The 13,933-nt window shown below is 47.1% G+C and carries 18 protein-coding genes; 15 read left to right on the top strand and 3 right to left on the bottom strand.

What is annotated here, in order from left to right; genetic code table 11:
- The first annotated feature begins 1 nt into the window (after position 1).
- Both Q8P13_00450 and Q8P13_00445 read left to right on the top strand, forming a co-directional pair.
- Entirely contained in the window at positions 2-712 is a 711-nt protein-coding gene (locus tag Q8P13_00450; protein ID MDP2670929.1) for a hypothetical protein, read from the top strand.
- Positions 709-2,781 carry an ATP-binding protein gene (locus Q8P13_00445; GenBank protein MDP2670928.1) on the top strand — a complete coding sequence of 691 codons (2,073 nt, stop codon included), beginning with the start codon at positions 709-711 and terminating at the stop codon, positions 2,779-2,781. Before Q8P13_00450 ends, Q8P13_00445 begins: the two co-directional genes overlap by 4 nt.
- Here Q8P13_00445 and recF read toward each other — a convergent pair.
- From recF to dnaA, 3 genes are all read right to left on the bottom strand, one after another.
- Positions 2,778-3,872 carry a DNA replication/repair protein RecF gene (gene recF, locus Q8P13_00440; protein ID MDP2670927.1) on the bottom strand — a complete coding sequence of 365 codons (1,095 nt, stop codon included), beginning with the start codon at positions 3,870-3,872 and terminating at the stop codon, positions 2,778-2,780. The genes Q8P13_00445 and recF overlap by 4 nt on opposite strands.
- Positions 3,872-4,978, bottom strand: a complete 1,107-nt coding sequence (dnaN, locus tag Q8P13_00435; GenBank protein MDP2670926.1) for a DNA polymerase III subunit beta — start codon at positions 4,976-4,978, stop codon at positions 3,872-3,874. The genes recF and dnaN overlap by 1 nt, the downstream gene beginning before the upstream one ends.
- Before the next feature lie 179 nt (positions 4,979-5,157).
- Complete coding sequence (gene dnaA, locus Q8P13_00430; GenBank protein ID MDP2670925.1) at positions 5,158-6,531, bottom strand: chromosomal replication initiator protein DnaA; 1,374 nt, start codon at positions 6,529-6,531, stop codon at positions 5,158-5,160.
- Between the two features lie 199 nt (positions 6,532-6,730).
- Here dnaA and rpmH point away from each other — a divergent pair, with 199 nt between their 5' ends.
- The 13 genes from rpmH to Q8P13_00365 all read left to right on the top strand — a co-directional run bounded on the left by rpmH (position 6,731) and on the right by Q8P13_00365 (position 13,786).
- Positions 6,731-6,868: a 50S ribosomal protein L34 gene (gene rpmH, locus Q8P13_00425; GenBank protein ID MDP2670924.1), complete on the top strand. Its 138-nt coding sequence runs from the start codon at positions 6,731-6,733 to the stop codon at positions 6,866-6,868.
- Between the two features lies 1 nt (position 6,869).
- The gene (rnpA, locus tag Q8P13_00420) at positions 6,870-7,205 is read left to right on the top strand and encodes a ribonuclease P protein component (GenBank protein MDP2670923.1); all 336 of its coding nucleotides are present in this window, start codon (positions 6,870-6,872) and stop codon (positions 7,203-7,205) included.
- A complete protein-coding gene (yidD, locus tag Q8P13_00415; GenBank protein ID MDP2670922.1) occupies positions 7,150-7,386 on the top strand; it encodes a membrane protein insertion efficiency factor YidD in 237 nt (78 codons plus the stop codon). Before rnpA ends, yidD begins: the two co-directional genes overlap by 56 nt.
- Positions 7,383-8,111 (top strand): YidC/Oxa1 family membrane protein insertase, encoded by a 729-nt coding sequence (locus Q8P13_00410; protein ID MDP2670921.1) that lies wholly within the window; start codon positions 7,383-7,385, stop codon positions 8,109-8,111. Before yidD ends, Q8P13_00410 begins: the two co-directional genes overlap by 4 nt.
- Positions 8,087-8,545 (top strand): R3H domain-containing nucleic acid-binding protein, encoded by a 459-nt coding sequence (locus Q8P13_00405; GenBank protein ID MDP2670920.1) that lies wholly within the window; start codon positions 8,087-8,089, stop codon positions 8,543-8,545. Before Q8P13_00410 ends, Q8P13_00405 begins: the two co-directional genes overlap by 25 nt.
- Positions 8,546-8,992 (top strand): ribonuclease HI family protein, encoded by a 447-nt coding sequence (locus Q8P13_00400; protein ID MDP2670919.1) that lies wholly within the window; start codon positions 8,546-8,548, stop codon positions 8,990-8,992.
- A 58-nt stretch (positions 8,993-9,050) separates the two neighbouring features.
- On the top strand, positions 9,051-10,736 hold the full coding sequence (locus tag Q8P13_00395) for an NAD-dependent epimerase/dehydratase family protein (protein MDP2670918.1): 1,686 nt from the start codon (positions 9,051-9,053) through the stop codon (positions 10,734-10,736).
- Positions 10,737-10,767: 31 nt separating this feature from the next.
- On the top strand, positions 10,768-11,157 hold the full coding sequence (locus Q8P13_00390) for a hypothetical protein (protein ID MDP2670917.1): 390 nt from the start codon (positions 10,768-10,770) through the stop codon (positions 11,155-11,157).
- Positions 11,158-11,233: 76 nt separating this feature from the next.
- Positions 11,234-11,932: a 50S ribosomal protein L25 gene (locus Q8P13_00385; GenBank protein ID MDP2670916.1), complete on the top strand. Its 699-nt coding sequence runs from the start codon at positions 11,234-11,236 to the stop codon at positions 11,930-11,932.
- 472 nt (positions 11,933-12,404) lie between these two features.
- Positions 12,405-12,635, top strand: a complete 231-nt coding sequence (locus tag Q8P13_00380; protein MDP2670915.1) for a hypothetical protein — start codon at positions 12,405-12,407, stop codon at positions 12,633-12,635.
- Positions 12,636-12,669: 34 nt separating this feature from the next.
- Positions 12,670-12,888 (top strand): hypothetical protein, encoded by a 219-nt coding sequence (locus Q8P13_00375; protein MDP2670914.1) that lies wholly within the window; start codon positions 12,670-12,672, stop codon positions 12,886-12,888.
- 47 nt (positions 12,889-12,935) lie between these two features.
- Complete coding sequence (locus Q8P13_00370; GenBank protein ID MDP2670913.1) at positions 12,936-13,220, top strand: hypothetical protein; 285 nt, start codon at positions 12,936-12,938, stop codon at positions 13,218-13,220.
- A 65-nt stretch (positions 13,221-13,285) separates the two neighbouring features.
- Positions 13,286-13,786, top strand: a complete 501-nt coding sequence (locus Q8P13_00365; GenBank protein MDP2670912.1) for a hypothetical protein — start codon at positions 13,286-13,288, stop codon at positions 13,784-13,786.
- Positions 13,787-13,933 lie beyond the last annotated feature (147 nt).

Raw genomic sequence — 13,933 nt, 5'->3', positions numbered from 1 at the left:
AATGTCCAAAGCAAAAAGACTTCCGACAACTCAAGAACACCTCGATGTCGAAGACATTCGCGATGATCTGATCATTTTGAAAAACGGAGGAGCAGCGGCTATCCTTCAGACCAACGCGGTCAATTTTGACCTTTTAAGCGAATCCGAGCAAGACGCAATGATCTTTGCTTATGCAGCTCTTTTGAACTCACTGACCTTTCCAATTCAGATCATTGTGCGGTCCAAAAGGATGGATATTTCCAACTACCTCAAACTCTTGGATGGAGCCAAAGCAGAAACCAAAAATGAGCGTTTGGCGGGACAGATTGACCTTTACTCTCGGTTTGTCCGCGATCTGGTTTCTCGCAATCAAGTTCTCGACAAGCGTTTTTATGTAGTAGTCCCCTATTTCTCAGGAGATTTATCGCAAATCAAACCACCAGCTCTTTTCCCAAAAAAAACTGTGGTGGGGAACAAGTGGAGTACTCTCGAAAAAGCTAAGATAAACTTAGCCCCAAAAATCGCTCATCTCGTCAAACAACTCAACCGTATTGGGATCAAAGGCAAACAGCTCGCGACGGAAGAGCTGGTCGAGCTTTTCTACGATCTTTACAACCCAGAAGTGGCTCGAGAACAAAAAGCAGCTCTTTCAACCCAAGAATACACCACCCCCATTGTTCAACCCGCTCTCGAACCGGTCATCAACCAAGCAAAAGGGGGGGAGCAGCAATGAAATTTTCTCTCCTCCCGAAGAAAAAAACTCCTTCTCCTCAGGAAATAGAGCTTGCGAAAACGAGGAACAAAATTTCTAAGACTTTGGGAGCGGGGATGGTCGATGTTAAAGATATTATCGCTCCACCGGCGCTTGAAGTTGATTTTGACAACCTTAAACTAGGGGATCTTTACTTTCGAACTCTCTTTGTTTCCGGCTACCCTCGTTTTGTCGGGGCTAATTGGCTTGCCCCAATTATTAACTTTGACCACACCCTGGACCTTTGTTTTTACTGCTACCCCGTAGAATCAAAGGGGATCCTTGACGACCTGCGCCACAAAATTGCCGAGATGGAGGCAACTGTTCAAAGTGACCTGGAAGCTGGTCGGGTGGTTGATCCGGCTGTTCGTGTTGCCTTGGAAGACGCCCAATCTCTGCAGGAGCAACTAGCGGCGGGTATTGAACGCTTTTTTCAAATGTCTTTTTATATCACCATCCCAGCTGAATCTCTGGAGGAGCTCAACTCCATCACCAAGCAGGTCGAGTCGACCCTAGGCTCTTTGCTGGTGGTCACCAAACACGCTACTCTTCAACAAGAAGATGGCTTTCGGGCTACCTTACCCACTTTTAGTGACAAGCTTTTTGTTACCCGCAACATGGACACCACGAGCTTGGCAACAACCTTTCCCTTTACTTCTTCAGAGCTAACTGCCAACGAAGGAATCATGTACGGTATCAATGAGCACAACGGCTCTTTAATTATTTTTGATCGTTTCACTTTGGAAAACGCTAATAGCGTCGTTTTTGCCAAGTCTGGGGCGGGGAAAAGCTACATGGTCAAGCTGGAAACTCTGCGCAGTTTAATGTTTGGCACTGAAGTCATCGTTATCGACCCAGAAGAAGAGTATGGCGAGCTCTGTAAAGCCATTGGTGGGGAGTACATCAAGTTTGCTACAGAAACTGAGGCTAAAATTAACCCCTTCGACCTCTCCGGAGTTTACGAGGAAGGCGAAAACGAACTAGGGCTTAAGATTCTTTCCCTGCATTCCCTTTTTCGGGTCATTCTGGGGAAACTCACTTCAACCGAAGACGCTGTCCTTGACCGGGCCTTGATTCTTACTTACAAACAGAAAGGAATCACTCCAGATCCAACCACCCAAACAAGTGAATCTCCGGTCATGGAAGACCTTTACTCGGTTCTGCAAAACATGGCCGAACCCGAAGCCAAATCCATGGCGGAAAGGCTCGAAAAATTCATCAAAGGTTCTCTTTCTGGAATTTTTGATCAACAAAGCACAGTTGATATTAAAAACACTTTCACGGTCTTCTCGATACGGGATCTGGAGGACGAACTGCGGCCGATTGCCATGTTTATCATTCTTGACTACATTTGGACTCGGATCAAAAAGGACCGCAAGCGCAGAATTCTCGTCGTTGATGAAGCTTGGTACCTGATGAAACATCCTGATTCTGCTTCTTTCATGTACTCGATTGCTAAAAGAGCCCGTAAGTATTTCCTTGGTTTGACAACCATCACCCAAGACGTGGAAGATTTCCTCAACACTGATTACGGTAAGGCGATCGTAACCAACTCCTCAATCCAAATTCTTCTCAAACAGTCACCGGCTTCGATAAACGAAGTCTCGGCCGTTTTCTACCTTTCCGAGGGGGAGAAGAATCTGCTTCTCAGCGCTGATATCGGGGAGGGTCTTTTCTTTGCTGGCGCAAACCATGTCGCTATCCGCGTCCAGGCTGCCGAACACGAGCACGTTCTGATCACCTCCAACCCAAAGGAGCTAGAAAAACTGCGTCGTCTGGGACGAGAGGACCCAGCCCTGCTGGAAAAACTGGAACGCGGGGAGATACCCCCCGCCCCCAAACTGGCTAGAGAAACGGGACCAGCGCTCCCAGTCAAAGCGGAGGAGAGGCAAGAAACACCCTTGGCTCCAAAGGAAGTTGAGGCGCCACCGGCCCGAGAACCAAAACCGGAAGAGGCCAAACCAGCTCCGGTCGAACTCAAATCAGAGACGACCACCCAGGTCAGCCTCAACACCAAACAAAAGGTGCCCTACCACCCCCTGGAGCGTTAGCCAGCCTCAACTTGCCCAGTTTTAAGCTGAAAGAGTTTTGCCTTGCTCAAAAGTTTTTTATCGAGCAGGTCGGTCGCGGTAGTGGTAATAAAACTTTGCTGGCGATAAAGCAACCCTTGAATCATTTCTCGGTGTTTTTTGTCAAATTCACTTAAAACGTCATCCAAAAGTAACGTCGGTCTTTTACCTTTGATCATTTCAATCAGCTCAATTTCTGCTAGTTTCAGGCTGAGCACTCCGGTTCTCTGCTCACCGCGGGAACCAAAGACAGAAACATCCTTGGTCAAAACCTTCTCGCTCTCAATTTGTTCAAAAATGAGTTTAAAGTCGTCGCGGTGGGGACCCAAAACAGTCTGCGCGCGGGCTACCTCCTCTCTTCTTCGTTTTTCGAGCTCTTTGGTCAAAACTGCCTTTAACGATTTTGCGTCTTTGACTGCAAGTTGCGGATGGTACTCAACGGTAATTTTGCTGACTCCGAGCTTCGGGGCAATTTGTTTTAAAAAGCTGTTCACCTTAGCGAGATATTCTTGCCGGCTGACCCAAAGATCGACTGAGAGTTTGATAAACTGTTCATCCCAAACTCCTAGATCCGGGCTGCCTCCTTGGTTTAGCGAGAGAAGGACCCGATTGCGGTTTTTGATTACCTGGTTAAACTTACCTAAATTAAAGAGGTACTTGCGATCGACACGAGAGATCAGGCTGTTGATCCAAGCTCTTCTCTGACTTGGGGCGCCGTAGACCAGACTTAAATCCTCGGGAGCAAACAAAACCACTAAAAACTCGCCCACTAGCTCAATCAGACGCCGGCTCTGGCGGTTGACGAGCAGTCTTTTGTTTGTCTCATTTATCGTTAGTTCTATCTCTAGAGGTGGTGCTTGAGCAACGACTCGGGCTGAGGTTTGTCCCCAGGCGATCAGTTCCCGATCAACTTCGGATTTGAAGGACTTACCCGTGCTAATTAGGAAAATCGCCTCGAGGAGATTGGTTTTTCCCTGAGCGTTGTCCCCATAAAAAATGTTTAAGGTTTTGGCAAACTCCAGTTTAGAGTTTTTGAGATTACGGAAGTTGGTTATTTCAAGACTGGCCAACATTAACCTTGGACCCGAACCGGCATGACAATGTAGATAAAGCTTGGGTCTTTTTTGTCGGAAAGCAGCGCCGGGCTAGTTGCTCCACTAAGGTCAAAGCTTATCTCCTTTGCTTTAAAGTTGGACAGACCCTCCAACAAAAACCTTGAGTTTAAGGCCACGCTTACTGCCTCCCCGCTGACCTCGCCGCTCAGTCTGGTAGTAGCTTGACCAAGCTGTGCGGTCTTGGCGCTCAAGACTATTTCCTTACCCGGTTTTGCTTCGATCTGGACTACACTACCTAAATCCTTGGCTAGAACCGCTGTTTGGCGGACCGCCTCGCTGAGGCCCTCCCGGTCCAGCTTTGTTTCCAGAATAAGCTTTTTGGGAACAATTTGCTCGAAGTTGGGAAAAGCCCCATCCAAAACTCGGGTAGAGAGCTCGAAGTTGTTGCCCACAAAGACCACTTGGTTTTTCTCTCCCAAAAGCCCCAACCTGATTTCCTCCTCACCCATCTCGGTAATGAGCTTGGCAACTTCTAGTAAAGACTTAGCCGGTACGACCATCTCCTTTAAGTTAGTTTTAATTTTCGTTTCCTTTTTTGCTAACCGATAGCCATCGGTGGCAACAAAAAGTAAGCCTCCCTTTTCTTCTCGGAGCAAAACACCAGTCAGGATCGGTCTGGCTTCATCAACAGAGGCAGCAAAAACCACCTGGTTAATTGCCTCAACCAACTCGGCGCTTTCCAACACTTCGGTTTCTTCTTTCCTTATTTCCGGCAAGGCGGGAAACTCCAAAGGATTAATTGTCGCCAGTTGTGCTTTGGTGGCTTCACCGACTACCTCAAGGTTCTCCTTTTCCAAAACCAGGTCCAGCTTTTCTTCCTTTAGACTATTGATAAACTCTCCGAAGACCTTGGCCGGAACTGTGGTTGATCCCTCCAAACTTGTTTTGGCCGGAGCTTTAACTTTTATTGAGGTTTCTAGGTTGGTGGCTGATAAAGTAACACCCTCTTTGGTTACTGAGAGCAAAACGTTATTTAACACTGGCAAGCTTGGTCTGGGAGAAACAATTCGAGAAACCAAGTTGAGCGCTTTTGCCAAATCTTCTTTTAAAATGGTGGTTTTCATCTACTATTAATAATTATTAAACAACTTAATTAGTAGTTATATTAGTTAGTGTGGTTTTGTTGAAAAAACCCAGCAAGCAGGCGTGCTACCAGACGCTTGCTAGCCTTAGCCGGATTGGTGTGCAAAACAAAGACGCTTTTTGTGAACAGTTTTGTGGACAGAAACAGTACAAAAGTCTCTTAGCCGTCAGAGAGTTGTTCGCGGAGCTGGCGCAGCCAAGAAGCTAACATCTCTGAGTTAACCACATTCTTTTCTACTTTGTCCACACCGTGAATTACGGTCGTGTGGTCTTTTTTCCCTAGGATTTCAGCAACCTTTTCTAAAGGCAACCCTAGATCCTTGCGCAGAAGATACATGGCAATCTGTCGCGGTAAAACAAAACGTGCTTGCCGGCTTGAGCCTTTGAGATCCCCTTGTTTGACGTCGAAGAAGCTAGCTACCAGCTCGACTACCTTCCGCGCCGAGTTGGGGCGGCGCTCAACAATCTTGTCGCCAACAATTTTTTTCGCTAGTTCGAGACTGTAAGCTTCCCCGCTCATTTTTGAGCGGGTAATTAGCCGGACCAAACAACCCTCAAGATCCCGAACACTACCCGCGCTGGCCAACGCCAGAAAGTGGAGGACTTCTGCGGGAATCTCCTGGTTTTGGAGGCGGCACTTGGAGAGCAGAATCGCTTCTTTCAAGTCAACATCAGGGCTTTGGATGTCAGAAATCATTCCCCCTTCAAAGCGGCTGCGCAGCCGCTCTTCAAGCTTTTTTATTTCCGCGGGAGGTCGGTCAGAAGTCAGAACGACTTGCTTGCCGTTTGAATAGAGCGCGTTAAAGGTGTGGAAAAACTCTTCCTGAGTGCTTTCTCTTCCCGCGATGAACTGGACATCATCAATCATCAAAAGGTCAATACTGCGATAACGATTTCGGAAAGCGGCGGTTTTCCGCATTTGAATCGACTCAATCAACTCGTTGGTGAATCGTTCTGCTGTGCAGTAAAAAACTCTAAGGCCAGGCTTGGTTGCCAAAACTGCACCACCGATTGCCTGCATCAAGTGGGTCTTGCCGACCCCGACCCCGCCGTAGATAAAATAAGGGTTGTATTCCGACCCTGGTTTTTTGCTGATCGCCTCCGCCACTGCATAGGCAAGCTGGTTGCTGCCGCCCACGACGAAGTTTGCAAAAGTATAATTGGGGTTGAGCCCAGCCTGAGCTACCCGTTCCTGCTCTTCTTTGTCCAAGTTTTTGTTCGAGGTAAAAAGAGGCGGTTCAGAATCAGAAAGTTTTGCTTTGCCTTTGACTGCCACCACATCAGTCAGAGGGCTGACACTGAAAACTAAATTGACGTTTTTCTCGAGTAATCTTTCCAGGGAAACCTTGATTTGCTCGTAATATCTCTGTTCAAGCCAGTCCCGAACGAAAGAGCTTTGGCAGCCAATTTCTACTAGGCGCTCATTGATGGCAAGAATTTGCGTCTTCCCCCTGAACCAAGTTTGATAGTTGGCACTAGAAAGATTTATCCTCAGTTCGGCGAGAACTGATTCCCAAACACGGTGTTGATCCATTAGTTCCTTTAGGCAGAGGCTAGATTTAAATTTTGAAATTCACCCTAAGAAAGGGAAGCCCTCAAAAGTTCTACTATCATAGGCGCCGGAAACAAAGGTTGGCAAGACAATAAAACTATTGCTTTCTATATAATTTTTGTCTCAGAAAATTTAAGCAAAGTTGACACTAATTCTTTCTCTCAGTATACTAAGCCCCGAAATGCCAAAAAGAACTTATCAACCCAAAAAAGTAAAAAGAGCTCGCAAGCACGGCTTTTTGGCCCGCATGGCCACGCGCACTGGTCGAGCCATCATCAAGGCACGTCGCTCCTCAAAGAGAAAAAAGCTTTCCCTCTAAAATGTTGCCTTCAGAACAAAGACTAAATTTAGCGCAGGCCAAATGGCGTTACCGCTATTCTGATCGGGAGTTTTCGACCAAGCTGTTCAAAATTCTCGTCAAAAAGAACAAATTGGCCGCCTCTCGATTTGGTTTTTTGTTGACCGGCAAGCTGGGTAAGGCGAGCAAAAGGAATCTCGCCAAGAGGAGACTGACCGAGGCGGTCCAGGAAAAAATTGGAGACCTTCCTTCTGGTTTTGACTTTATTTTTATTGGCTATCCGACTATTATTGAGTCTAGTTATGAGGAAATTCGCACTAGTTTGCATCAGGTTTTACCAAAAATATCTCTCCTTTGATACTGGAATGCTGAAAGTTTTGATGGGGGGAAAGAAAGTTTGCCGCTATTACCCAAGTTGCTCCCAGTATACTTATGAAGCAATTGATAAGTATGGTATCATAAGAGGAACTTTTTTGGGTTCAAAAAGAATTCTTTCTTGTAACCCATTTTCGAAAGGGGGTTTTGACCCAGTCAAATGATTAATCTTTTTGTAGATTTACTACTAGCAATAAACAAAATTCTTTTTAACAACCTCGGCTTGACGATCATTTTCATTGGTATTGTTTCGAGAGCTGTTTTCCACCCTTTTTTGAAAAGTAGTTTGAGCTATACCCAAAAAATGCGGGATCTTAAGCCCAAACTTGATGAGATTAAGAAAAAACATGGTCACAACAAAGCTAAACACATGGAAGAGCAAACTAAACTCTACCGTGAGGCCGGGCTCAACCCCGCTACTGGTTGTCTGGCTCCTTTAGTTCAAATTGCCATCGCCTTTCTGCTTTTTACAAGTTTGCAACATATCCTCAAAGCTGGGGTCGAAACCCACTTTCTCTATTTTGATTTAGCCCGCTTTGATACTTGGACCGTGCAAGGCGTTCCCTTTAAATTGCCCGGCTTGTTGGTAGCTCTGACCGCGGTGGCAACTTTGCTGCAAGCAAAAATGACTTTGCCCGAGCCAGTCAAAACCCACAAAGAAGACTCTAAGGAAGAAAAGGCAGAAAAAAAGGATTTTGCTGAAGCCTTGCAGGCGAGTCAGGGTCAGCTCGTCTATCTTTTCCCCGCCTTCTTACTTTTGTGGGCCAACGTTTTACCAGCGGGAATCTTTCTCTACTGGCTTGTCAGTACGGTTTTTGGTATATTCCAGCAATACTATATTGCCGGATGGGGAGGCCTAAAGTCATGGATAGTTTGGAACAAAAAATAAAAGACATCGCCTCTGAATTTGTTGGTAACCTCGGTATCCAAGCCGATTTGGAGGTAGAGAAGCAAAGCGATCGGGTTGTTGTAAAAATTCTCGGGGAAAATTTAGGAATTCTCATTGGCTTTCACGGTGAAACGCTGGAATCACTACAGCTGCTCCTTAGTTTAGTGGTCAATAAAAAACTAGCGCCCGAAGAGTGGCTGCATGTGGACCTTGACGTTGGGGGTTGGAAGGGCGAAAGAGAGGAAGCTCTGCGTAGTTTGGTAGAGCAGGCCACTACTAAAGTAAAAGAAACTGGCCAACCCGCCAGTTTACCACCAATGCCAGCTTCACAAAGACGCTTTGTCCACCTTCTCTTTTCAGAAGACTCTGATTTGGAAGCAGTTTCCCAGGACGAAGGCGCAGAGCGCCATATTGTCATTACCACCAAGAATTAAATGGTTGTCAGTCCCAAAAGGATAACGATATTTTCCGACGGGGGTGCACGGGGTAACCCGGGCCCAGCTGCAGCCGGAGTTTTTTTGGAAATTCCTGCGGAAAAACTGCGGTTATTGTGCGGTAAATATTTAGGGATTAATACCAACAATTACGCCGAATATCAAGGTGTGATTTTGGGTTTGAAACAGGCCCTTAACTTTGCTGAACCAGGAAGAGCTCAGGTTGAGTTCTTTTTAGATTCGAATCTAGTGGTTCAGCAGTTGAATGGGCTCTTCAAAATCAAGGCCCCCAATCTAGGTCCTTTGGTCGAGCAAATACGAGAACTGGAAGGAAAATTTACACAGGTTTCGTATACTCACGTACCGAGAGAGAAAAACTACCAGGCTGATCGGGCAGTAAACCTCACCTTGGACTCAAGACAAGACTTCTCTAAAGAGATAGAATAATAGTTGTTGCGCAGAAAAAAGTTTTTCACTAAAATGGCCTGAAGTTAGCAACAAAAAAATGACTGCCGAACCCAAAAAAGAAAAACCAGAATTCTCAAAAGAAAACACTCAAACTGCTCTGGTGGCAGGGGGAGCCGGTTTCATTGGCTCGCATCTCTGCGAAGCTTTGTTAAATCAAAACTGGCGAGTTTTTTGCGCTGACAATCTCAGTACGGGAAGTAAAGAAACCATCAAGGACCTTCTGGTCAACCCGAACTTCCATTTCATCGAAGCTGATATCACCCACCCCTTGGATTTTCTCGAAGGGGTAGAGGGTTTGGACGTCATTTTCCACTTGGCTTCCCTTGAAGCTCAAAGCCAAAACCAAAAGTTTTCTCTGGAAACTCTGCTCGTTAACTCCAGTGGCACCCGCAATCTCCTGGAAACAGCCAAAAAATACAAAGCTAAGTTTATCTTGGTTTCCTCGGCCGATATTTACCAAGGCAGTTTTTCTTCTAGTTCACTAAAAATTTATTTTGGCGAGGGCAAGCAAGAAGCAATTATGAGCCAACACGAAGCCAAGCGCTTTGCCGAAGCTCTGACGGTCGAATTTTATAAAAACTATTCTTTGGAAGCATCTATCGCTCGTGTCCTTGATGTTTATGGTCCACGGATGAATTTGGAAGGAGAAGGGGAGCTGACCAGCTTGATTGCTTCGGCCAAAGAGGGTGAGAAGCTGCTCATCGTGGGAGATGGGCTGACCACTTTAAACCCAACTTTCGTTTCTGACGTGGTTTTTGGTTTGATCAAAATTGCTACCGGAGACTTTAAAGGGGAGATTTTTAACCTCATCGATCCGGAAAAAACAACCGCCTTAGGTTTGGCCGAGACTTTGCGCTTGGTAGCAGGGGATTTAGAAATTGAGCATAGCAAAGCTTCAAGCAGTGTTGAACTGCCACCGGCTCCAATCGATCTTGAGGGGAGTAAAGAAAAACTGAAGTGGCACCCGCGTGTCAATTTAGCCGAAGGTTTGAGTAGTACTTTCCAAGCCTTCCGTGGTGTACCAGCCAAGATGGTCGATTTGGCTCTTGCGCCAACGAGCCCAGCTGAAAAAATCTACAAAAAGGAAGAGAAGGGAAAAAACCGGTCTCATTTGCGCTTACTGATTTTCTCCTCTTCGCTAGCACTAGTCCTTTTGACGACCGCTGTTCCCTTCATTAGCTTTGTTTGGAACAGTCGGGAAGCGAGCAAAAATCTCCTTAAAGCAAGTGAGAATTTGGATCAGGACAAGACTACCACGACGATTGACCTGATCAAGACAGTTCAGGAGAAAACTCGCGCGGCGGACCAAAACTTGACCAATATTCGTTGGCTTTTCCAAATTAGCGGTCAGGCAACTACTTATCGAGCCAACGAGCAGTATCTTTTGGCGACTGAAAATTCTGCCACGGCGGTTGAATTGACCGCTCAAGCAGTAAAAAATATTATCGATGCTGACGAGCTGACCAAGAGTGGAGAAGTAGAAAAAGGCCGAGAAAAGCTCAGTGAAACAAGCCAAGTTCTAGTTGAGGTCCAGCAGAACTTGGATTTGTCCGAGGCAAATTTGGATCAAGTTAAAACTTCCAAACTGGCTCCCAGTCTTGGGGTTGAGGCAGTTAAATTAAAAAGTCTCAATCAGAAAATTGCAGCTCTTGCTAGCTCTGTGTCTGAAGCACTAAAAACAAGTTTAGAGAGTATCGAGGCCTCTGCCTCGACAGCTCCTTGAGGCCCGTGCTATACTTAAATTGAAGCTAGCAATGAAAAAAAGTTTAGTTAAACAATTTGAGGAACAGTTTGGTAAGGAATGGGTTTGTACTTGTTCTGCTCCGTTTGACCCAAAGTCTTTGGAGATCATCTCAGAAAACAAAAATTCACTGATTGCCCATTATGTTTGTCCCAATTGTCAGCGGGAGCAGATGCTGGCGGCTGCGGTTCGCCACAACGGGGTCGAAAGGAAGCAGGAGGCTAAAAACCCACGAATAAATTTGCCGCACTCAACGATTACCGCTGATGATGTTCTGGACATCAAAGAAGAGTTAAAAAAACTCAAAACCAGCGCGATTCGCGGACTGGACCGCTCGCTGCGCTTCTCGCGCCAAGCCCAAACTGACCTAGGAGTTTCCCTTGGCTCAGATTCAGTTAACTAAAACCAACCAATTGACAAGCCGGATATAATTGCTTCTAGCAAGATCTCCTTTTATAGTTGATAATAAGTACTCTTCTATGGATAAAATAAAACTAACCGTTCAAGAAAGAACCGATCTGGGTAAAAAAGTAAAGAGGCTGCGTGCTAGCGGAATTATTCCAGCCAACCTCTTTGGTAAAGAAATTAAGTCTGAGGCTCTTCAGGTTGATAAAAAGGAATTTCAGAAAACTTTCCGTCAGGTCGGGGAAACCGGCCTAGTCGAACTTGCGGTTGGTTCAAAGACACACCCAGTACTGGTTCACCGTGTTCAGCGTGATCCCAAGAGTGACTCGGTTATTCACATTGACTTCCACGAAGTGAACCTCAAGGAAAAAATTGTCACCAACGTTCCAGTTGTTTTGGCAGGTGAGTCACCAGCGGAAAAATCCGGTGTCGGTTTGATTCTACAAACCCTGAACGAAGTTGAAGTTGAGTGTTTGCCAGCTGACATTCCCCACAATTTTGAAGTTTCGGTGGATAAACTTGAAGAGGTGGGACAAGCAATTCACGTCAAGGATTTGAAAGCCGACAAAGAAAAAGTCGCTATTCAAAACGATCCTGAAGAAGTGATTGTTTCCGTCCAAACCGCGGAAATGAAAGAAGAAGTTGAAGAGGAAGTGGTCTCCCCAGAAGCGGTTGAGGCTATTGCCGAAAAAGGTGAAGGTGAAGAAGGTGAAGCAGCCGAAGGTGGAGAAGAGAAAGCCACTGAGAGTACTGAAGAAACCCCCAAAGAGTAACTACGACCCATAGTAGTTGACTTTTCTTTTACACTTTGTTATAATCCTTTTATTAAAAACTGAATAGTAGTTACTTAGATAAGGCATCTAGTAACTGGAATTGAATGTTTAAGTAGAACTGTCATTGCGAAAACCGCCCTGAAGTCTTGGACAGATCGATACCAGTTACCAGGTGCCTTTTTTGATTTTCTTAAGAAAGTCAGCCGCAAGGTTGGTTTGCTTAAGCAGGAGCACAAGCTTTGCGCTCTTGTATCCACCCAGCTCTTTGAAATCAAAAGGATTTCGGCAAACCTATGAGACTTGTGTTTTCTCGGTCCAAGAAACCGGCGGCGCGTTCGGATGCGCAGATACGCAGGAACGCCACGCCCAAGGTGCAAGCACGCCTCGAGCGACTTGTAACTCAGGACCGAAGGCGACGCGGCAACGGCAAGCAGTAGCTTGATCGCAAGGTCAGAGGACGAGAGGCCAGGCAATGGTAATCACCAGCAACTTCTTGCAGAAGTACGTGTCTACAGTCATGCTCATAGTCGTCGTAGCCGGACTGGCCCTTGTGGTGAACGCCGTCTTTGGCCTTCTGGGCTGGCCTTCAGACACGATAGGCAACAAGGATCGGATCGTCACGCTCGCCGCTGGTACCTATGCACTGGGCTTCGCAGCCCTTGTGCTATTCCTGGTGCGAGCGGACCGAATCTTTGCCGATTAGCCTGGCGTGAAGCCAGAGACACGCGGAGGAAAGAATGGTCACTCAGACCGACAGCCAGAAGGGAAAGGTGGAAATGTTCCAAGTGTTTAGTCGTCCGACCTATGGTTACGCGGGTCAGTACGAAGAGCGTTTGAAGACGCTGCAGGACGAAGTGAACAACTTCGTTGCTGAGCATCCGGGGGCCTCTGTTCAGTGGCTCCAAAGCGGCGGGCGAGCAATCTTCCTGACTGCAATCGTCACCTACACCGAGTAGCCTGGCGGAAAGCCAGAGTCTCGCATGAGAGTGAGAGGGGAAACGTTTTGGCAACTTACTGGGAGCGGCTGGATCAGATTACTGGTGGTAGGGTTCCTGAAGAAGGGGACTACAACACTGCCAGGCTGACGGCCTCCGATACACCACCGTCCGTCAGGAGAGCGATTATCGCTGAGCTTCAGTCGATCGAGCACGGCGTCAGCGACGACGATGTGTTCGATGAGATGTATCCGGTCGAGGACGATGACCGAGACGCATTTCACATCGCTGCGGGGAAAATCCACACTGGCGACGAGCGCGACTGCTACGAGTGCAACCCACTCGACTATTAGTCGCACTCAGACGACAAGCCTGGTGGAAGCTGGAGACTTGAGGAAAGCTAGAAGGAGAACGTACTGTGATTACAGACAACTTTCGGCAGATGCAAGACCTGGTTTACCGAGTGATCAGCGGTAAGCTCCTTCCAGAGTGGGTGGGGCCAACCCTGATCAACGCCCATCTCGCTGGCCAGCTCGACGAGCAGCAGTTCGACAAGCTGAGTCTGATGCTGCGCAGGGCCACAGTGATCAACCAGTTTCTGGTTGAGCTGACCTTCCGGATGATGTTCTTCCAGAACCACCCTGCCATTGTTCGTAGTGAGCTCAAGGAAGCAGTGGCGATCTTCAAGGGTTACCCCTGGTCTGGGACTGGGAGTGTCGATCTGCTCGTTGAAGTTGCGGATAGGTTACTTCTGGGTTTAGGTCTCGAGCCGACTATTAGAGTCGCGGAGGCGGCGCGTCTGGCTGCTATGGAGCTGGATCGGGTTATCGTCTTTGGCTTGGTGGTTCATCGCCTCGAGGGAGACGGTCTGGTAGAACCTGGCGCTATCGAGACTGGTGAACCAGCGTCGGTGTCCTGATCGGAAATTGGAGAAGAGCGAAGACGGTCGGCTGTGGTTAAATCCACAACTGCGAGGCACGATGTGCATTTCGCAGGCCGGCCGTTTTTTCATGCCTAAAGTAGGGGTCATTCTCGAGAAATCGAGAATCTAGATTCTCAGTCAAAC

It is taken from the genome of bacterium (genome assembly GCA_030704665.1).
GTDB lineage: Bacteria > Patescibacteriota > Microgenomatia > Woykebacterales > RBG-16-39-9b > JAUYID01.
The sequence above is the reverse complement of the archived record's forward strand: the minus strand, read 5'-3'. Positions and strand labels throughout refer to the sequence as shown.